The organism is Armatimonadota bacterium, assembly GCA_036504095.1.
Classification (GTDB): domain Bacteria; phylum Armatimonadota; class DTGP01; order JAKQQT01; family JAKQQT01; genus DASXUL01.
The window spans coordinates 53,759-72,283 of sequence record DASXVS010000002.1; the positions used below are offsets into that span (position 1 = coordinate 53,759).

The following is an 18,525-nucleotide window of genomic DNA, read 5'->3' on the forward strand; positions in this document are numbered from 1 at the left end:
GGACTTGGCACGGTGGGCGCCCATTGTGTGTGTATGCTAACATAGCAGCCATGGGTGCGGCCCGCACGGACCGCTTATGCCCCCACCGGAGGGAGGTATGCGATGTGCAGTCGTTTCTTTCCGCAGCCTTGGACCGTCGTGCCGGTGCTGCTACTTGGCATCATTCCTATACGGATCGAGGCCCAGACGCCTCAATGGAAACGCGTCTCGTTGACCGGCCCGCGCTCGCGGGACGGGTCCGCAATGGCCTACGACATCGCGCGAGGCCGTACCGTCCTTTTCGGCGGTCACTATTATGACACCGCCCACCGCTATCTTAGTGATACGTGGGAGTGGGACGGCACGACTTGGACGCAGGTAGCTTCCACTGGCCCCCCCGCGCGGTCCGATCTGGCGATGGCGTACGATAGCGCGAGGCATAAGGTGGTCTTGTATGGCGGGTCTTTCTACGATACCGCAAATCGCTACCTGAATGACACTTGGGAATGGGACGGCTCAGTGTGGAAACAGGTTGCTGTGACCGGTCCCGGCCAGCGTGCAGAGCACTCGATGGCGTACCACCCCGGCCGGGGCAAGGTGATCCTGTTTTCTGGAACATCAGCCAGTGCTTCCCAACTGGCAGACACCTGGGAATTCAATGGGACTGCCTGGGCGCAGCTGCCCCCGACCGGTCCATCCGCACGCCTGAGGAGCGCGATGGTGTACGACTCCATAAGGGGGCGTTTGGTCGTTTTCGGAGGATACCATTACTCCACGGCTTGGACCGACCTGGACGATACCTGGGAATGGGCGCCGGCCAGCGGGTGGACTGCAAAATACCCCAGCTCATCGCCCCCCGCCCGCAAGGCGCATGCGATGGTGTATGACTCGGCGCGCGGAAAGACTGTTCTATACGGCGGCAGCGCCTCGACCTCGCTTCTGGGTGATACGTGGGAATATGACGGCACAACCTGGACCGAAGTAAACGTCACCGGCCCGTATCAACGCCACGGCCACGCCATGGCATTTGATTCGGCGCGGCAGACTGTGGTGCTTTTCGGACCGGGAAACGACACGTGGGAGTACAGCGTGGTGGTCGCGCCATACACGCTGACGGATGTGCAACAAGCCATCCGCGCGGCCGGCGGCAAGATCGCTCTGACCGCGGAACTCAAGGCGCGACTGAACCTTGTCACAACCGGCGCCTCCGCGACACGGGTGGATCTGGCCGATGCCGAGCGCATCGCGCGCAAGGTGACCGGGCTGGAACCGAATCCCTGACTTTTCCAAACAGACTCGCAGCGGGCTCGGGTCGCCCCGCATTGTGTTGCACCTCTATGCCGCCGGCTTCACAGCGGAGGACGCGGCGAGCATAGACTGAGGGCGTAACGGCCGGCACGATAACCAAACGTTCAGGCTGCGGGCGCCTGTCCGCGCCACACTGCGAGGAGCGAAAAACATGGACAAGTCGAATTCGGTTGACCTTGAGGCGATTGCGCGTCAGGCGATGTTGGAGCGCGGATTCCGCACCGATTTTCCCCAGAAGGTGACGAACGAGACGGAGCGCGCCGCCGAACCGGATTTCAGCGCCGTCTCCGTGAAGGACCTTACCGGACTCCTCTGGTCGTCCATCGACAACGATGACTCGCGCGATCTGGACCAGATCGAATACGTAGACCTGAGCGATCCGAAGCGGCCGCGCCTCTACGTCGCGATAGCCAACGTGAACCATTTTGTGCCGATCGGCTCCGCCACCGATGATGCGGCAAAGCAGAACACCACCTCCATATACACCGGAGTGCTTACTTTTCCGATGCTGCCGGAGCGCCTGTCCACCGATCTGAGTTCGCTCAACGAGGATGCAAAACGCCTCGCAGTGGTCATCGAGATGGAGATTCAGGGCGACGCGGTCGCCCGTTCCACCGTCTACCCCGCGGTCGTCCAGAACAAGGCCCAACTCACGTACACGGGCGTTGCGACGTTTCTGGAGGCCCGGACCGGAGCGATTTCGCCGGTGACGGAGGGGGTGCTGTCGAAGATCAATGCGAACCCCGCGCTTGCGGATCAGCTCCGCGCTCAGGACGGCATCGCGCAAGCGCTTCGCGAAGCGCGCTTCGCCGCCGGCGCACTGGATTTCCAGACGCCGGAACTGCGGCCCATCCTGAACCCCGACGGCAGCATCGAACTGTCCGGCCACGAGCAGAACCACGCCACCGAGCTCATCGAGGAGTTCATGATCGCGTCAAACAAATCCGTTGCGGCGTACCTGGAATCGAAAGGCCTGCCGTGCATCCAGCGCGTGGTGCAGACCCCCAAGAACTGGCCGCGCATCGTAGCGCTCGCCGACCAGCACGGCTGGAACCTGCCCGCGGCCCCCGATGGAGAGGCATTGCAGGCGTTCCTCGCCGATCAGAGGAAGAAAGACCCCGACCGGTTTCCGGACCTTTCGCTGGCGGTCATCAAACTGCTGGGGCGCGGCGAGTATGTGGTAAAGGCTCCCGGCGAATCCGGAGTCGGGCATTTCGGCATCGGCGCCGCGAACTACCTCCACGGCAGCGCGGCAAACAGGCGGTATCCGGACCTTGGTGACCAGCGGATCCTCCTGGCGTCATTCGCCGGAAAGGGCGCCCCCTATTCGGCCGGCCAGCTGGAATCCCTCGCCGGATGGTGCACACAACGCGAAGGGGACGCCAAAAAGGTGGAGCGCCAGGTCCACAAGAGCATCGCGGCCGTCGCGCTCGCCCCGCGCATCGGCGAGGTTTTCCCGGGTTTCATCACCGGCGCATCGGACAAGGGTGTGTACGTACGAATCGCCAACCCGCCCGTGGAAGGCCGCGTTGAGGGCAAGGGCGGCGGCCTGGAGGTGGGGCATAAAGTCCGCGTTCGACTGACCCACACCGATCCGTACCGGGGTTACATCGACTTCGAAGTAGTGGACCGGTGAACAGGAGATAGGGAAATGAGGAAATGGTGAGCATTAACCCGTTTCCCCATTTCCTCATTTCCCTATCTCCTGTTCACCGGTGTCCCTATCTGGGCGCAGGCGGGGGAGGCGTCTTGGCCAGTAGGTCCTTGAGTTTGTCCCTCTGCGCGGGCGTGAGCACCCCGAGGATGCTTTCGCGCAGCGCCTTCTCGATAGCCTGCAGTTTCACGCGCTTGTCGGCGGGTCCCATATTGGACTCGCGGACGATCTTAACCTTGGCCTCGGCGTCCATGATGAAGCCTCGGATCTGGGACCGCTGGGCAGGCGCCAGGCCCAATTGCCCTAGAAGTGCCCTGATGCGGGCGAGCATTCGCCCTGGGCCGACCATGCCACCGGCGGCCATCAGGCGGCGGGCCCTGGCCTTCTGCTCCGGAGTCAGGATGCCCATAATGCTTTCGCGCAGCGCCTTAACGATCGCCTGCATCTCCGTGCGCCTCTGGACCGGCGTCAGGCTGGTATTGTCGCGGACGGTTTTCGCCTTGGCCTGTGCATCACTGAGAAAGCCCTTTACCTGCCCCTTCTGTGCCTCTGTAAGGTTCAGTTGGCTTAGCACAAACGCCAGCCTGCCGAGCAACGGGTTGCGCAGAATGGGCCCGCCGCCCACAATCGGGCGCTGCGGAGTGCCCTGGGAATGCGCGGGAACCGCGCACCCAACTGCAAGGAACCCCGCCGCGCCTGCGGCCAGCATCCACTTCGATATTGCCATCGGTATCTCCTTTCACGGGCGTATCTTCGCCCCTTCCGCAACTAAGACGGAGCATGCCTGGTTGGGGTCGCGCGACGCTTGAAAATTGAGAGTTGAAGCCTGAGAATTGGGATTCGGGTCTCAATCCTCAATTCCCGGTTCTCGAGTCTGCTTTCTGCCCCATAATGGAACAGGAGGTTCGATAGTGCTCAAATGGTTCAACAAAGTCGCCCAGGTCCTTCTGGCGCGACCGGAAATAGACGCGGAGTTGTGGGAAGAACTGGAAGAGGCCCTCATCGGAGGGGACGTTTCCGCCGCGCTGGCAACGCGCATGCTCACCGATCTGGAGCGCCGCTGCCTCACGGAGCTCTGGCCTGACCGCACAGCGCTTCTCGGCGCGTTTCGCGAGGAGGTCGCCAAACTCCTTGCGGACGATCGCCCCGGATTGGCCTTCGCCTCCGACGGTCCCTCGGTCTACCTCCTGGTTGGAGTGAACGGCACCGGGAAGACGACCAGCGCCGCGAAACTCGCGTGGGACCTGAAGAAGCAGGGCAAAAGCGTGCTGTTGGCCGCCGCGGACACGTTCCGGGCCGCCGCCATCGACCAGCTCGATGTGTGGGCGCAGCGGGCAGGCGTTGACATAGTGAAGCATCAGCCTGACTCCGATCCCGGGGCCGTTGTCTTCGACGCCATCGTCGCTGCCCGCGCTCGCGGCACGGATGTGGTTATCGCGGACACAGCCGGCCGTCTGCACAACAAGGCGAACCTGATGCAGGAACTGGCCAAGATCGGCCGCGTGACGAGCAAGGCGCTGGGGCGTCCGGCGGACGAGACGCTGCTCGTACTGGACGCTACCACCGGGCAGAACGCCATCAGCCAGGCTAAGCTTTTCGGCGAAGCCACCCCGCTCACCGGCGTGATCCTGACAAAAATGGACGGCACCGCGAAAGGCGGAGTCGTGCTGACGTTGGCCGAGGAGATGAAACTCCCGGTGAAGTTCATCGGCATGGGGGAGAAGATCTCGGACCTGATGCCGTTCGACCCCGCGGATTTCGCCGATGCGTTGTTCAGATCGGACGAGGAGGCGGGCGCACCCAGTCGCGCGGGCGTCTCGCCCGCGGCTCCCGCGGAATCAGAAGCGGAGCCTGAAGCGACAGGCTGGCGGCGCTTCTTCCGACGCTGAGAGGATGGTCTCGCCATGCGGCTCATCGAGTTGAAAACTGGTATCGCAGTTTTGTGCACCGCGCTGACCACGTTCACCGCGACGGCCGAGCCTCCGCGTGCCGCGCGATCGGTGCACCTGCTCTACCCAGCGCCCGAGGTTACGGCGTTCTATCTGGAACTGACCGTCCAGAAATCGGTTCCCGGCAGCTACTTCATGGCTTGCGGCTTCTCCCACGGGTACTTCGGCATCCAGGAACAGAGCAGTGGGAAGAAGGTCGTGATCTTCTCGGTGTGGGATCCTTCGAAGGGTGATGACGCGAACGCCGTACCGCTGGAACAGCGCGTGGAGATTCCTTTCAATGCGGACGATGTGGTCGTAAGGCGTTTCGGGGGGGAAGGAACCGGCGGCCAGAGTTTCTATGAATTTGACTGGAAGCCGGGCGAGGTCTACCGGTTCATGGTCCGATCCACGGTCACCGGGAAAAAGACGGCCTTCGCCGCCTATTTCCGAGCACCGGGATCGAAGGCGTGGAAGCACCTCGCCACGTTCCGGACCTCGACCGGCGGCGACAACCTCACGGGCCTTTACTCGTTCATCGAGGATTTCCGCCGGGACACTAAAAGCGCTAACGAGACTCGGCGGGCCGCGTTTGGCAATGGCTGGGTACAGATCACCGGAGGCAAGTGGCAGCCGCTCACAAAAGCGGTTTTCTCGGCGTCCGGGAGCGAATGGGAGGCCCGGGACGCGATTTGCGCCGGGGTCGCGTCCGGCCGCTTCTACCTTCAAACCGGCGGAAACACGGTAATGGCATCGCCGATCGGAACGCAGTTCAACCTGCCACCTGCAAAGCGAGCCCCATCAGGCCTCGAGTAAGACACGAAGACACGAGGAATCATGTCTTCGTGTCTTTGTGTCTTTATGGTTAGTCTACTGCAACGGGGGAGAAATGGATGACACGCTTGCGTCGACCTCCATCCGTATAATCCCGCTCTGGTCCACGTAGAAACTGCGGTCGCCGGAGTTGCCCTGCATGGATGCAGTCGCGGTGAAGGCGTAAGTATTCACGCCGGGGACTCCGTTCACCATGAAATCGTAACCGCTCTTCGATCCATTGGCAACCGTTTCATCCACCAGTCCGGCCGCGCGCAATCGTTGAAGCGAAGGGGCGTAACAGGGCGGATTCTGACGGGGGCGGTAGAGTTCCTGCGCGTCCGACAACTGGCGCAGGCACGCCACGGCGCTTGTCTCGTCCGCCGCCTTTCGCGAAACCTTGATGCTCGGGAGCGCCATGGCGGCGAGCACCATGATTGTCTCGATGACGATCAGCAGTTCGATGAGGGTGAACGCCAGCGAACGCTTGCGCGACCTTGTCCGCCGACGCGGATCAGCGCACACCCGGGCCTTGCTTGTTCTGTCCATACGCCTTCCTGCCTCCCACGCAGTCCGTCCCAGCGCGGCTGTTTCGCCGCGCGCGTTATCCATAACCCTTGTTCCACATCCGGCAGGGTGGATTTCACCATGGAATTGGATAAACGATTAAGAAGTGTCGAGGCGGAACGGCCGCGAGGTCGGCGCCTGCTCCCAACTGACGTTCGCCGCCAGGGGTTGGGACACGCGAAAGCCGCCAGAATCTGCAAGGAGTGCAATCGTGAATAAAGGCATCAGCCGCTGGAGCATACCGGCGGAAATCCCTCTCGAAGAAGCCATGCGGCAAGCCAGAGAAGCCGGCTTCGAGGGGTTGGAACTCTCGTTCGACGCTGCCGGGGACCTCGATTTTACCACCACACAGGCGCAGGCCGAGGCCGTCCGCTCGCTCGCGGACAGGGTAGGCATCGGCATCGCCGGACTGGCGACCGGATACCACTGGGAGCACCCGCTCACGAGCGGCGACCCATCGAAGCGCACCGCCGGCATCAGTGCAGTGGACAAGATGCTGGACATCGCCAAATGGATCGGTGTCGACGCGATCCTCGTTGTGCCCGGCGCCGTGGACGTGTTTTTCCTGCCCGGCAGCGAGGTAGTCCCCTACGATGTCGCATACCAGCTCAGCAAGGACGCCATCGGCGGGTTGGTGAAAAAGGCCGAAGCGAACAAAGTGGCCATCGGCCTTGAAAACGTCTGGAACAAGTTCCTGCTGAGCCCGCTGGAACTCCGCGATTTCATCGACTCCTTCGGCAGCGAGTACGTGGGTTCGTGGTTTGACGTGGGCAACGTGCTCAACACCGGCTACCCGGAACACTGGATTCCCATCCTCGGCAAGCGTATCAAGCGCGTCCATGTGAAGGATTTCAAGACCGCCATCGGCAATGCCAACGGCTTCTGCGACCTCGGTGAGGGAGACGTGAACTGGCCCGCCGTGACGGCCGCGCTGAATGCCATCGGGTACGATGGTTGGGTAACGGCCGAGATGATCCCGACGTATTCCGTCTTCCCCGCCGGAACGGTCTACGCCGCCTCGATGGGCCTCGATTACATATTGGGTAGGCGGTAATCAGAAGACAGTAGTCCGGGGCGACGTTCCACTTCCCACCTACTGCCTACTGAATGCTGTCTACTGACTACTTGGAGACAAACATGAATGATTCAACACTGAGAGTGGGGCTTGTGGGTTCGGGGTTCATGGGCCGGCTGCATGCGAACTGCTGGGAAGCCCTGCCGGGCGCGAAATTGGTGGCCGTGGCCGATCCCACCCCTGAAAGCCGCGACAAATGCCCGGGCAAGCCGGCGCAGTTTACCCACTGGCAGGACCTCCTCGCCGGCGCGGATGTGGACATAGTGGACGTCTGCACGCCCACGCCCTGGCACGGTGAAGCCGCCATGGGCGCGCTCGCCGCCGGCAAGAACGTACTGTGCGAAAAGCCGATGGCTCTCAACACCGCCGAAGCGACTGCCATGGCGCGGGCCGGTAAAGCGGCGGGGACGTGCTTCATGGTCGCACACGTCATCCGTTTCTGGCCCGAATACGCCCTCCTGAAGGAGATCGTCACTTCCGGCAAGTATGGCGCGCTGAAATCGTTCACGTGCCTGCGGCGCATGGCGGTTCCGATGTACAACTGGGACATGTGGACGCACGACGAAAAGCGGGCCGGCGGAATCCCGTTCGAAGGCCATATCCACGACGTTGACTACGTCCGCTACCTGATGGGCGACCCCACGACGGTCTATGCGGTCGGAGTGCGCGACCACACCGGCATCGGCCAGATGTGGACGTCCTACACCTTCGCGAACAACAGCCGCGCTGTCGCGGAGGGGAGTTGGGGCTACGAACCCACCTACCCGTTCCAGCACGGGTTCGTCGCCGTGATGGAAGGCGGCGTGGTGGACTACGGCCTCGGCCGCGAGAAGCCGATGCTCCTCTACACACCGGACGCAGATCCCGAGGAGATCAAGCCGGAGCCGGTGTCGGTCGGTACCGCGGACGAGGGCGGCAACATCAGCGACCTCGGCGGCTACTACAAGGAAATAGAGTACTACGCCGGCTGCGTTCGCGCGGGAAAACAGCCGACCATCACCACGCCGTGGGATGCGCGTGAGACGGTGCGGCTGCTGGAAGCGCAGATTCAGAGCGCGAAGACCGGCCAGTTCGTACCCTTCGCGCCCGAAGCCGAAGCGTGATCCCCACGGCCTACTAATCAGCGCGGGCGCCCCGCCCGCATCCCCGGTGGAATAAGGCGGGGCGCCCGCGTCGCATGGTTGGGAACGATGACTTTCCGGACCCGTTCCGGCGTTCATCGTCCCGCCTCTGTCACGAGATATGGAACGTCGCGCTCCGCGCGGCATCCGAGGAGCCGCGGTCCGGCAGAGCCATCGTGTAGAACGCGTCGGCCACGGTGCCGGACCCGGTGTAGTCGATGCGAACGCCCACAACGAGGTTCCCCTTCGGATCGGTGTCAAGGCATACCGGGAGCACCGGCGTCGGGCCGGTCGCACCCACGACAACGCCCGTAACAAGGGGCGCCGGGATGGTTTGAGTGACCGTTCCGGCCTTCGACGGCAGCCGCACCAGCTTGACGGCGTCTGCCAGAGTGATCCGCAGGTCGCCATCGGCGTCCATGGCGACGAACGCGGGATCGGCGGTAGAGGTTGGGCCCTCGGCGAGCCCGCTGGCGATGCGCAGCACGGAGGCGGCGATACTTGGGCTCGTCGGGAGCGGCACTGTACTCACGCGCGCGATGTAGTTGGCGCTGGCCGCCGAGTTGGCGCCGCCGTTCTGCGGCACCCACAGCGAGTTGGCGTCCGCGAAAGCGAGGCTGCGCCCCCTTCCGAGCAGCGTGTTCAGCGCCTCATCATTGGCGGCGAAATCCGGATCCAGATACCACTCAACCGTGTTACCGTTGGCCGGGTTCGGGCCGTAGATGAACTTGTTCAAATGGCGCCCCACTCCCGGCGTGGCGCTGCCGACGATGTAGATCGTCTTCTCGTCCGCTGTGACGAGGAGCCCATCGATGCGCGTGCCGGCCAAGTTTGAGCCGTCGAACAATTTCACAGGCGGATTCACGGTGTCTCCCAGCGTGCCCAGGAGAACATCGTTCGGAACGGGCGAGTAGTCCGCTAGATACACCTTCGCGGTGGGACCGAGCCCGAATACCTGGAAACCCCGCGTGTAGAACGCGCCGTCGCCGGAGAGATCGACCAACCCGGTGTAGGCGGCGTCCTGAGTCCAGGTGGGTTTGCCAGGCGTGGCGCCGGCCTTCGGCGTGAAGTGGCGGATATTATCCGTGTTCTGCTCAGACGCGAAGAGCGTGCCATCCGAGCCCACCCATATGCCCACGTAGGCATAGGGGTCCGCCAGGTCCTGTGCGACAATCTGCAGGAATGTCCCGTCCGCGCTCAGTTCATCCACAACGTGGGCCGCAGCGAAATCGCCGATGTACAGGTGGCCGTACGACAGTGTCCCAGGGACCTTGCCCACGTGAAACCCATACCCGGTCTGCGTGCCTGCCGGAAGGGTGGTCACCGGCGTGATCAGGTCATACGCGGTATGCGGCGCCGCGGCCACCGTAACCGTGAACACGTAGTCGCCGGGAGCCAACCCGCTGGGAGTGAAAGAAACGTCGTGGGAGCCCTTAGCGAGTTGGGCGCCCGAAAGGGGGATGGTAGCAAGCGCGGTGTCCGGCGCGGCGACCGTGCCCACGACGATATTGCCAGAATCCGCGCGCTCGTTGAGCAGGTAGTGGAGGCTGTACGCCGGCCCGGCGCCGGTGGCGACCACATCAGAGGCGTAAATCGCCGCGCGAACGCCGGCGCAGCTAACCAGCAATCCGAGGGTGGACAGCCAGAAACCCGCTTGTCTAAACACTTTCATGTGTCGCTCCTTTTGAAATTACCAGGACGTGCGGGAATACCGGGGGACCGTCCCCCCGGGTGCCCCACGCGCGACTAACCCCGGCCGCCGTCGTGCCTGTCCCGCGCCAACGGGGTCGGTTCGGCGGCAGCCAGATTCCGGCCGCATCACGCGGTCGATCTCTATTAAGCGCCTGAAGGGCTCCCGCGTGGCCCGGAGGCCGCTCCGGCGAGTTCATGCCATCATTCGCAGGGTTTGGATCCTGTGTCCGGGTCTGCCGACTGCCGATTCAGACGCTTGCAGCGAGTCTTTGTTGACTGTATATATACAACTGTCTCCAAGGTATCCCTACATTTCGTTTGCGTAGCGGAGAGGGTCATTCATATAGACGCAGTCAGAAGCGTTCGCCTGACACAGCGCGGGCGCCCCGCCGGCATCCCGGGTGGGATGCAGGCGGGGCGCCCGTGAAGCGCGTTTCGGAACGATCAACGCCCGGAGAATCTCCGGATTTCAGAGTTGATCGCTCATCGTTTCCGCTTACTTGCCGTTGATCTTGCGCTGGATCGCCGTGGCGTCCAGAATGTCGATAACGCTATCGGCAACAACGTTGCCGTTGGCGAAGGAGACGGACGGGTCATTGGCGTTCAGAAGGCCGGCCGCGATGCGGAGGGCCATCTTCACGTCGTTGGCGTCAACCACGCCGGACTTGTCAATGTCACCCGGCAGCAGGCTGCTGTACGGGCCAACGCTCACTTGGACCGAGCTGACCACCGGGGTGGCCGTCCCGTCGCCCTTGAGCACGAGTTGGTACTGAACGTAGCGGGCGCCGCCATTGATGTTGGCGTCGATGCCCGCTGTGAACCAGTTGCTGAACCCGCCCGTGGCGCCGGCATACCGGTACCGGACGGCCACGGAAGAGGCGGTGACGCCGGTTCCGGTAACCTTGATGTGGCTGAGGTTCTGAACGGAGCCGAGGTCGATGATGCGGCCTTCAAGCGTGCCGGTGTAAGCATACCCGGACGCTTCGGGCACAAGAGGCACGACCTGAACGACGTCGTTCGGGAGGTTGCCGGTGAGCCGGCCCGGCGAGACGTACATGCTCCCGTTGTACGTGACCGCGTCGTTGTCGTAGATCGCCACGGGCAGGGCGTTAGCCGTCCCGTTGGCGGCGTCCACGACCCACGCGCCCGTCAGGCCATCGGCAGCGATCTTGGTGTGAGCGACCTCGGTGTTGCCGCCGGAGACGGAGATGCGTCCACCGAGGGAGAAGATCTTGCCGCCGGCCAGTGTGGCGCCGAAGCCGTAGTGCTGGGAGTCCATCCAGGAGTCGAGGTGGGCCAGATCGAACGGGTTGCGGTAACCCGGCGTCAGGTCGCTGTCCGGCTGGGTGTACGAAGTGTCGGTTGTGGAGTTGAACGCCTTGCCGTTTACGGGGTCCGTATCGTTGAGGCCGCCCAGGTTGTAGAACATACCGGCGTTAGCGACGGTCCGCTGCAGGTAGATGGCCTCGGTCGGCGGCGTGATTTCGTACCAGGCTCCAATGCTGCCGTCCGGCTGCAGAGTAGCGAGATAGTTGGTTCGCATGCTGTACACACCGGCGTCGTTGGGCTCACCGCCCGTGACGACGATGCAGCCATCGACGATGGCCGTGGAAGCGATGTCGCGCTCGCGGATGATCGAAACGGTCGTCTGCCACGGCTGAAGCGTGCCGTCGGCGTTCTGCTTGGCGTAGTAGACGTCCGGAACGATGTTGCCGTCCGTCTGGTCACCGCTGATGCAGTAGACGGTGCCCTGGTAGCCGATGCACTGGCTGGTGATGACCTTCCGCGGGCTCGGCAGAGGCGAGGTCTCAGCCCACGCGCCTGTCGTTCCGTCTGCGTTGATCTTCGCGACATAGACCTTGTCGGAGGTCCCGCCGGTCGCGTCGTAACCACCGATGAGGTAGAGGTAGCCGTTTGTCTGCGCCCAACCCTGATAGCGCGTTCCCTGCGGAATCTTGTTGGGCGATGCGACCGGCTTGCCCGGGAGGCTCTGCTTGTCAAGCGTGATGAGGCCCGTAGCGGAACCGAGCGTGACGTTGGTGGCGAGACCGGACACGAACTTGTCCAGACTGTTGTCGGTCACGGAGCTTGCAGGGCTGCTGGCCACCTGGGTTGTGAACGCGGATACACGCGTCGTACGCGCGACGGAGGTGCCTCCGGTGATGCTCTGCGTGTAATAGTAAGTCGTGCCGGCCGCCAGCGACGGGAAGACCACGGTATGCGTGAGTCCGCTCGCTACGGGGATCGTGCTGGTGAGCGCGGCCGGATCAGTTCCGTAATTCACTGTCGCCGCGGCCGCGATGTTCGTCGTGTACGTAAGGTTGGCGGAGCCGGCGTCGGTCACGAGGGACTCGCCGGTAATCTGCACGTAGTCCAACGTCTTGAAAGTGGAGTCCGGGGTGTACACTGCCGGAGCACCCGGCCAGCCGGTCTCCACCTTGAAGTGATACATGGTTCCGAATTTCAGGCCCCGGACAACAAGCGTGTGCGACAGACTGGTGGTCGATACGGTGTCGGTGCCGTAGCGAATCGGATAGGCCGAGCCGTCGAGCCCGAGGTCTACCCAGGAATTGGAGTAGTCATCGGTATCGAAGGTCAGAGTCACGCTGTTGTCGGTGACAGCACTGACGGCCACGTTGCTGATATTCAGCGGTGCGGTCGTGAAATCCAACACCGGCGAGATGTAGGGGCTTCGCCCCGTGGCCGTGGAGATAGCCTGGAAGTAGTACTTGGTGTTCTGAGCCAGACCCCCAACCACCACGCTGTGGTCCGTGACCAGTCCGACGGACGACGCAGTTTTGTCCAGTGTGCCGGGCGCCGTGCCGTACTTGACGGTAGAGTCGGACACCCCGTCCGTGCTCCAGGTTACGGTTCCGTCGTGATACGTGATGGGACTGACGGTCGGAGCCACCGTTCCCTGCAGCGGCGGTCCGAAATCGTACGTAACAGACCGTGTCACATCGCTGGAGCCGGTGTCGGGCGGAGCGAGAATGGCAACGGAGTTGGCGGTCGTGCCGGTGGCAGAGCCATTCCAGCAGGCGACATAGATGTTACCGCCGGATGTGACGGCAAGGCCCTGCGGCGTGGCGTTGATGGTTGAACCGGTGTAGAACGCGTAAGTGTAGGCATCGCCCTTCGGCACGCCGGTCTGGGCATCGAGGCCGATGACGTAGTTGATGCTCGCCAGCGAGGCGCTGGTGCAGTTTAGGGACACCCACAGGATCTTCTCGTCCGGTGACAGGGCAACGCCCTTGAGGTTCGGTGGGGTGGTGTTTCGGTTCAGGCCGGGAAGGTTCGCCGTGAAATCGGTGCGCGTCCAGGTGCCGCCGGAGTTCGAGTACTTGGCCACGAATGCCGGAAGAATAACGGTTGTCTGCCCCGCCGGGAGACAGGCTGACGCCGACACATTGGCCGCATACCCGGCGGCGTATATCGTATTGCCATCCTTCGAAACAGCAAGCGCGCGCTGAGGTGTGGTGCATCCCGGCACGCCGGCGGACACTTCATAGAAACTGAAGCTCGGAAAGTCGGTGATCACGTCGGTGGGAACCGCGCCGGCGAAATCCCAGCCGCTGACCCCGCCAGTTGTGCCGTTGAGGAAGAACGCCTTGCCCGTCAGGGTGTCGCCGATAACGGCGATATCACGGGGCAGGCCATTGAGGCTGAGATCCGAGCCAACTGTCGATCCGTCGGCCGGGTTCAATATGCGGATCGTTCCCGTGCTGTTCTGGTCGCCTGCCAGGACGTAGTCATCGTCGGCTACCTTGGTGGACAGGAACTCGTATGTGCCGGTGCCGATGTTCCAGTGGATGGAAGAGGCATCGGCCGAAACAACGCTGACTCCGTTGGAGCCGTTGCTGTTGCTCGGGTACGAGCCGTAGTAGGCAAGGTTGTGATACGGGCTGTTGAGATTCTTGTTCGCGCCGCCCCCGTAAAGGTTGCGCGCCTCCGTCTTGCCTGGAGACGCGGTGAACTTGGTTGGTCCGGATAGCAGGGTCATCGCGGTGACAGCGGCCGTGCTGGCGGTCGTCACGCGGGCATAGTAGCTTCCCTGCGGCAGGCTGACGCCGCCATTGTCTTTCCCATTCCAGAAGGCCGCCAGGGTATGCGAGCCCTTCAGCAGGTCTGCACCCTGGAATGTGCCCGCCACGGACGAGTCCCACGATCTCACGGTAACCGTATCCGAAGCGCGAACGATGTCAATCTTGAGGGAAGTAACATCCTGCCCCAGGATGTACTTGATGTCGAATGGGCCGGTGCCCACGATCTGGACGTTTGTGGTCATGACAGCCGCGCGAACGCCGGCGCATGTAACCAGCAATCCGAGGGTGGCGAGCCAGAAACCTGCTCGTCTGAACACTTTCATGTATGGCTCCTTTTGAAGTGTAGTCAGGACGCGTGGCATGCCGGGCAGCGGTGCCCCCGGATGCGCCACGCGCGACTATTCCCGGCTGCCGTCGTGCCTTTCCCGCGCCAACAGGATCGGTCCGGCTGCAACCAAGTTCCGGCCGCATCACGCGGTCGATCTGTATCAGGCGTCTGGAGGGCGCGTCTGTCGCCCGGGGCGAATACGTGAAAAGCACGCAGTTGTCGCCGGGTTGGAACCTGTGTCTGGGATGATGGAACTGCCTGTCCGGACGCTTGCAGTGACTTTCTGCCTATTTCTATATACACCCGCCCAAACGACATTCCTACAAATCGTTTATGTTGCGGAGCGGCCGGGCATTCCAAGCGTCGGGGGTGTCATGGAATCCGGCACTTGACACCTGGCGCCGGGCTGCCTACTCCCCGTCGTACGCGTCGAAGGGGGCGAACCAGCCGATGCCTTTGCGGTCCGGCTGGGCCGAGGGGTAGGCGGGGCTCGAGGAGGCGGAGAGGGCCATCGCCAGTGCGGCCGCGTGGCCGTCCGCGAAACAGACTTCGGCGCGGCCACTGTGCCTGAAGTGGACGGACGGGTCCATCGCCCGGCCGGCATAGCGCCTGGCGACCTCCGGCGGCGGTTCCAGAAATGCGTACTCGGCCAGGCCCTTGCCGATGTCCAGCGCGCCATCCGCGAACATCGCGGTCTGCCCGGGGCGTTTCAGGTCGCTCTGGGCCATGCTGCCGTTGTACGCCTCCGCAACATAGCCAAGCCTGCGCACGCGGGAGCCGATGGCCAGCGCGTTGTAGACATACCCGCCCGTGCCCTTGTCGAAGCCGACCGAAGTGCTGAACGAAGGACACTGACGGAGCGAGCCGCCATCGGACATGTACGGCACCAGCGGGCCATCATGCGCTTCAAAACGGCCCTGCGCATTCCGGACCCCAAACCAGCGCCTGTCGTCCCGCTCGAAGAAGCCAAGCGCCGCCGGAACGTAGTAGCCATCGTTGTCGTGGGAGTACATCGTGTTGGCCGTCCACAATTGCCGCAAGTTCGAGACGCACGCGGTCTGCCGTCCGCGATCCCGCGCCCGGGCGAAGACCGGGAACAGGATCGCGGCCAGAATTGCGATGATGGCGATGACGACGAGCAGCTCGATGAGCGTGAAACCGAAGCGATATGCCCTGAACGATAAACGATGAACGCCCGACGCTCCCAACCCAGGTAAGTGGGAGCCGAACCGTGGTTCATCGCTCATCGTTCCTCGTTCATCGTCTCGTCGCGCCTGGTTCATCGGCGGCGTGTGCGGAGGAACGGCAGCATGCCGATGGCCAGAAGCGCCAGCGAAGCCGGTTCGGGCACGCTGCCGGCCGGACGAACGCGAAACACTCCGCCCACGCCAGTGTAGTTGCCGTTCACCAGGACGCCGGTAGAATCGATGGCGACATCGGTCGGAAACGGGTACGCCCCGGTGAACGCGCCCACCTGGGTCGCTACGCCTCCATTCAGGCGCGTGAGGGTGTTGCCGGTGGTGGCGTAGTAGTCGCCGTTGAAACCGTTGACGTCATACACGCCATGCCCGCCACCGCCCGCAAGCGATGCCGAGCCGAGAAGCGCTCCGGCGCCGCTCAACTCCAGGACTTTGCCCGCAGCGCCCATGAAGTTCGGGTCGTTCGTGTCGCCGACGTACACGTTGCCGGCCGCATCAAAGGCCAGTCCGCCCAGGTAGCCCGTGCCCAGTCCGCCGGCGAACGGGGAGACGCCGGACCCGGTCACTTCCACCACGGCGCCCTGCCCGGGGTTATGTGAGAGCACGGCGAAGGCCGAGCCGTCCGTCGGGCGGACGCGAACCTGCGCCACATCGTTGGCTGTTCCCGGAGCGGCCAGCGTGGAGACGGTTCCGGACGAGATGGCGGCGCTGAGGATCGCGCCTGAGAGGAAGGTGTTGTCGGTCACCAGCAGCGTATCCGCTCCCTGGAAGGCCAGGCCGCCGAGCGTTTTGAACTTGGGGCTGGTAATGGTCGCCAGGGCGGCCCGGCCGGCCGGATCGGCGTGATTGTAGACAGTTACCGTGGAGCCTGTGCCCACGGCGAAGCGACCGTCCGGCGCGACCGCGAATGTATCGGCGGTGATCGCGAGGTCGTCGGCGTCGTATCCCGCCGACGTGTTGAAACCGGCGACCGCAGCGGCGGACGGGCGCGCGAATCCGAGGAGTGCAACCGAAGCGAGCGCCACAGGCGCCCAAGCGTGACGAATCACGGTGGTGTCCTTTCCCGGGCCCCCGCGGACCCGAAGGGAAAGGGAGCCGGAAAAGTGACGGTGTCGGGCGCCCGGTGCCCGGGGCTGAGCCCCGACACCTGTCACCTGAAACCCGAAACCGCTCCGAACTCCCGCCGAAAGGATCGGTCTCCTGACTTAGGCCAGCCGTCCGGCGCCTTCTCGCTTGGCGCAATGGCGTCCCCCTTTTCGGGGGGTTGCCGGAGGCTTGGGGCCATCACAGTTGCGGGGCAGTGGCGGATTCACACCGCCTTCCCGTACATCCCTTCGGTTTGAGATGGTATACGTAGATACGTTAGCCCAACAGAAGCGGAGGAGGAAACTAAGACGGGAAGGAAATGAGGCAACGAGGAAATTGGGAAGGGAGAACGTGCTACTCGCGTTTGCCTTTTTCTCCGAGGAGGACGGAGATGTTCTGGTTGTGCTTCCACTCCGTGAAGCGCCACCAGCCCCGCATGTCGTCGGGCGGCGGACACTCTGCGAGTATGGCTTCCAGGCTGAGCCCCTTCTCGGCCAGGGCCGACACGGTGTGCCGAAGCTCCTCGAAATAGTTCAGCCACCGGCGGATATGCTCCGGGGTAAGCACCGGACCGTGGCCGCAAACGATCGTGTCGGCGTCGTACTCCAGAATGGAGTTCAGGACTTCCACGAGGCGGGCCGCGCGCCCGGTATCAAAGGCGGGAAACGGGATGAGGCCCCAGCTGAAAAGATCGCCGATGCAGAGGATGCGGGCGTGGGGCAGGTAGACGATCGTGTCGCCCGGTGAATGTGCCCCGCCCAGCCAGCGAAGATGCGCATCCTGTCGATCGCCTTCCAGCGTGTAGCGATCCGTGAAGGTGACGGACGGACACCCCGGCCGGCCCGCGAGCTTTCTCGCGACCTCTTCGTGGGCGAGGATGGTGGCTCCCCCGGCCGCCCAGCCGGCGTTGCATGCCACGTGATCGCTGTCGCCATGGGTATTGACCACCCATTTCATCGGCTTCCCGGCCGTGGCCAGAATATCCTCGGGGATCAGCGGACACATCGAGAGATCCTCAAGGGCGTCCACCACGAGGACGCCTTCGCCCAGATCCGCCCACAGGCAGTTGTCCACTGCGTTGAGCATCCAGACACCGGGAGCCAGTTTCAGGATCGTATCGGTCTCAAACGTCATTCAAACACCGGGCCCGCACGGGCATTCTTTCTAAATCACGTTGGCGAGAAGGGCCTGGCTGCGGGCGTCGAGTTCCCCGTGGTTCAGCACCTCGTAGCGGTTCTCTTCCGCGTCAACAAAGAGGATGCGCTGCGCGTCGATCCAGTGGATGTTCTCACGCGGGTTGTTCACGGTGAAAGCAACGTTTCCACGGTCCGTCTCCACGTTCATCGTCAACAGCCCGAATTCCTCGCGTGCCTCGCGCACGCGTTTGATCCTGGGGATGAAATACCGGCGTTCCAGCGCGGCGTTGAGTGTCGCGCGTGACTCTTTATCGAGGTCATAACTGTCCCGGATCATACCGATCGGCTGGTCTTCACCGTCGCGGAAGGCGATCCAGTGCCGGCGATCTGTAAACGGGAACGCCCACACGGCGGTGACGCGCAGGTAGCAGCGATCGTGCAGGTGCAGGCGCACCGCTCCGGCGGGGGCCGGTTCGATGCGCGTGGTGGACGGATCCAGGTAGATCAGGTCCGTTCCGGTCTGGGTTATGGGAAGGTCTGTATTCACGGTACACCGACATGGTCTACCGTGAGGCGCCGCTTAGTCAAATGCGCAA

At 63.3% G+C, this 18,525-nt stretch carries 14 protein-coding genes and 1 riboswitch; of the genes, 6 read left to right on the forward strand and 8 right to left on the reverse strand.

Annotation, left to right across the window (positions count from 1 at the left end; translation table 11 throughout):
- Nucleotides 1-102 precede the first annotated feature (102 nt).
- Both VGM51_00400 and VGM51_00405 read left to right on the forward strand, forming a co-directional pair.
- Nucleotides 103-1,260, forward strand: coding sequence for a hypothetical protein (locus tag VGM51_00400; protein ID HEY3411493.1), 1,158 nt, complete (start codon nt 103-105; stop codon nt 1,258-1,260).
- A gap of 178 nt (nt 1,261-1,438) precedes the next feature.
- On the forward strand, nt 1,439-2,923 hold the full coding sequence (locus VGM51_00405; GenBank protein ID HEY3411494.1) for an RNB domain-containing ribonuclease: 1,485 nt from the start codon (nt 1,439-1,441) through the stop codon (nt 2,921-2,923).
- An 85-nt stretch (nt 2,924-3,008) separates the two neighbouring features.
- Here the strand turns inward: VGM51_00405 and VGM51_00410 are convergent, their stop codons facing one another.
- On the reverse strand, nt 3,009-3,668 hold the full coding sequence (locus VGM51_00410; protein ID HEY3411495.1) for a Spy/CpxP family protein refolding chaperone: 660 nt from the start codon (nt 3,666-3,668) through the stop codon (nt 3,009-3,011).
- A 184-nt stretch (nt 3,669-3,852) separates the two neighbouring features.
- Here VGM51_00410 and ftsY point away from each other — a divergent pair, with 184 nt between their 5' ends.
- Both ftsY and VGM51_00420 read left to right on the forward strand, forming a co-directional pair.
- Entirely contained in the window at nt 3,853-4,830 is a 978-nt protein-coding gene (gene ftsY / locus VGM51_00415; GenBank protein HEY3411496.1) for a signal recognition particle-docking protein FtsY, read from the forward strand.
- Between the two features lie 15 nt (nt 4,831-4,845).
- Nucleotides 4,846-5,685, forward strand: a complete 840-nt coding sequence (locus tag VGM51_00420; GenBank protein ID HEY3411497.1) for a DUF3472 domain-containing protein — start codon at nt 4,846-4,848, stop codon at nt 5,683-5,685.
- A gap of 54 nt (nt 5,686-5,739) precedes the next feature.
- Here the strand turns inward: VGM51_00420 and VGM51_00425 are convergent, their stop codons facing one another.
- Nucleotides 5,740-6,231 carry a type II secretion system protein gene (locus VGM51_00425; protein ID HEY3411498.1) on the reverse strand — a complete coding sequence of 164 codons (492 nt, stop codon included), beginning with the start codon at nt 6,229-6,231 and terminating at the stop codon, nt 5,740-5,742.
- Between the two features lie 229 nt (nt 6,232-6,460).
- On the opposite strand from VGM51_00425, the gene VGM51_00430 reads away from it, so the two are divergent.
- Together VGM51_00430 and VGM51_00435 are read left to right on the forward strand one after the other, a co-directional pair.
- On the forward strand, nt 6,461-7,303 hold the full coding sequence (locus VGM51_00430; GenBank protein HEY3411499.1) for a sugar phosphate isomerase/epimerase family protein: 843 nt from the start codon (nt 6,461-6,463) through the stop codon (nt 7,301-7,303).
- 83 nt (nt 7,304-7,386) lie between these two features.
- Nucleotides 7,387-8,427 (forward strand): Gfo/Idh/MocA family oxidoreductase, encoded by a 1,041-nt coding sequence (locus VGM51_00435; GenBank protein ID HEY3411500.1) that lies wholly within the window; start codon nt 7,387-7,389, stop codon nt 8,425-8,427.
- 130 nt (nt 8,428-8,557) lie between these two features.
- On the opposite strand, the gene VGM51_00440 is transcribed toward VGM51_00435, so the two are convergent.
- The 6 genes from VGM51_00440 to VGM51_00465 form a co-directional block, all read right to left on the reverse strand.
- Nucleotides 8,558-10,117 carry a hypothetical protein gene (locus tag VGM51_00440; protein HEY3411501.1) on the reverse strand — a complete coding sequence of 520 codons (1,560 nt, stop codon included), beginning with the start codon at nt 10,115-10,117 and terminating at the stop codon, nt 8,558-8,560.
- A gap of 516 nt (nt 10,118-10,633) precedes the next feature.
- Complete coding sequence (locus VGM51_00445) at nt 10,634-14,503, reverse strand: hypothetical protein (protein HEY3411502.1); 3,870 nt, start codon at nt 14,501-14,503, stop codon at nt 10,634-10,636.
- A gap of 415 nt (nt 14,504-14,918) precedes the next feature.
- Nucleotides 14,919-15,755, reverse strand: a complete 837-nt coding sequence (locus VGM51_00450) for a prepilin-type N-terminal cleavage/methylation domain-containing protein (GenBank protein ID HEY3411503.1) — start codon at nt 15,753-15,755, stop codon at nt 14,919-14,921.
- Between the two features lie 32 nt (nt 15,756-15,787).
- Nucleotides 15,788-16,756, reverse strand: a complete 969-nt coding sequence (locus VGM51_00455; protein HEY3411504.1) for a PEP-CTERM sorting domain-containing protein — start codon at nt 16,754-16,756, stop codon at nt 15,788-15,790.
- A gap of 123 nt (nt 16,757-16,879) precedes the next feature.
- A riboswitch (cobalamin riboswitch) is annotated at nt 16,880-17,077 on the reverse strand.
- Between the two features lie 70 nt (nt 17,078-17,147).
- Nucleotides 17,148-17,927, reverse strand: a complete 780-nt coding sequence (locus tag VGM51_00460) for an MBL fold metallo-hydrolase (GenBank protein ID HEY3411505.1) — start codon at nt 17,925-17,927, stop codon at nt 17,148-17,150.
- Between the two features lie 30 nt (nt 17,928-17,957).
- Nucleotides 17,958-18,476: a DUF1854 domain-containing protein gene (locus VGM51_00465; GenBank protein ID HEY3411506.1), complete on the reverse strand. Its 519-nt coding sequence runs from the start codon at nt 18,474-18,476 to the stop codon at nt 17,958-17,960.
- Nucleotides 18,477-18,525 lie beyond the last annotated feature (49 nt).

What these genes read in the sequence shown, in the direction of transcription:
- VGM51_00420 (HEY3411497.1), top strand. Translation starts at nt 4,846, where the DNA reads ATGCGGCTCATCGAGTTGAAAACTGGTATCGCAGTTTTGTGCACCGCG.
- VGM51_00460 (HEY3411505.1), bottom strand. Translation starts at nt 17,927, where the DNA reads ATGACGTTTGAGACCGATACGATCCTGAAACTGGCTCCCGGTGTCTGG.
- VGM51_00445 (HEY3411502.1), bottom strand. Translation starts at nt 14,503, where the DNA reads ATGAAAGTGTTCAGACGAGCAGGTTTCTGGCTCGCCACCCTCGGATTG.
- VGM51_00410 (HEY3411495.1), bottom strand. Translation starts at nt 3,668, where the DNA reads ATGGCAATATCGAAGTGGATGCTGGCCGCAGGCGCGGCGGGGTTCCTT.
- VGM51_00435 (HEY3411500.1), top strand. Translation starts at nt 7,387, where the DNA reads ATGAATGATTCAACACTGAGAGTGGGGCTTGTGGGTTCGGGGTTCATG.
- VGM51_00425 (HEY3411498.1), bottom strand. Translation starts at nt 6,231, where the DNA reads ATGGACAGAACAAGCAAGGCCCGGGTGTGCGCTGATCCGCGTCGGCGG.
- VGM51_00450 (HEY3411503.1), bottom strand. Translation starts at nt 15,755, where the DNA reads ATGAGCGATGAACCACGGTTCGGCTCCCACTTACCTGGGTTGGGAGCG.
- VGM51_00440 (HEY3411501.1), bottom strand. Translation starts at nt 10,117, where the DNA reads ATGAAAGTGTTTAGACAAGCGGGTTTCTGGCTGTCCACCCTCGGATTG.
- VGM51_00400 (HEY3411493.1), top strand. Translation starts at nt 103, where the DNA reads ATGTGCAGTCGTTTCTTTCCGCAGCCTTGGACCGTCGTGCCGGTGCTG.
- VGM51_00405 (HEY3411494.1), top strand. Translation starts at nt 1,439, where the DNA reads ATGGACAAGTCGAATTCGGTTGACCTTGAGGCGATTGCGCGTCAGGCG.